The organism is Shewanella sp. 1180_01 (assembly GCF_052850535.1).
This window is the reverse complement of the sequence record NZ_VXCT01000180.1, coordinates 1-531: the sequence shown is the minus strand read 5'-3', so window position 1 is coordinate 531 and position 531 is coordinate 1. Positions and strand designations below refer to the sequence as shown.

The 531-nt window shown below is 40.3% G+C and carries 1 protein-coding gene; it reads left to right on the top strand.

Translation table 11 applies throughout. From position 1 onward, the window contains the following. Positions 1 to 50: 50 nt before the first annotated feature. Positions 51 to 531 (top strand): transposase (locus FW758_RS24760; RefSeq protein ID WP_446446843.1); only part of this gene is annotated, 481 nt, incomplete at its 3' end.

Sequence of the window (531 nt, the reverse complement as noted above, 5' to 3'; positions counted from 1 at the left end):
AAGCGCATTTACTTCGCTTCATGGCGGCTCGTATTGGAGACTTAAACGGTATGATTAAGGCACTATGGGTTAACCATCCTAAGGGATTCTATGCACATCCCGGCAATGGTAAAAAAGTCCCGACGAAGCATTATCGAGTGTTACTCAAATATCTGACTAAGTACTTAGCATCCCCACCAATAGGTGTATCAAGAATAACCCGAGTTGCAGACGGATATGTTAGTTATTATTATCAATCACATAGAAGTAAACAACGTGAATATGAATGCGTTGAAGCTGAGGTGTTTATTGGCCGCATGGTGCAACATATCCTTCCTAAAGGATTCCAGCGAATTCGTTATTATGGGTTACAAGCGACAGCGAGCTTTAAGAAATGGTATGAAGTAATCGCTAAAGCTGCGGGAGATTTAGTTGAAGGTATGATTAGCTACGTTAATCGTTTGAAATATAGTGATTTTTTTAGAGAGGTCGCAGGTAGACATCCATTAGTTTGTGCGTTTTGTGGTGATGATATGGAATTAGTTCGGCTAT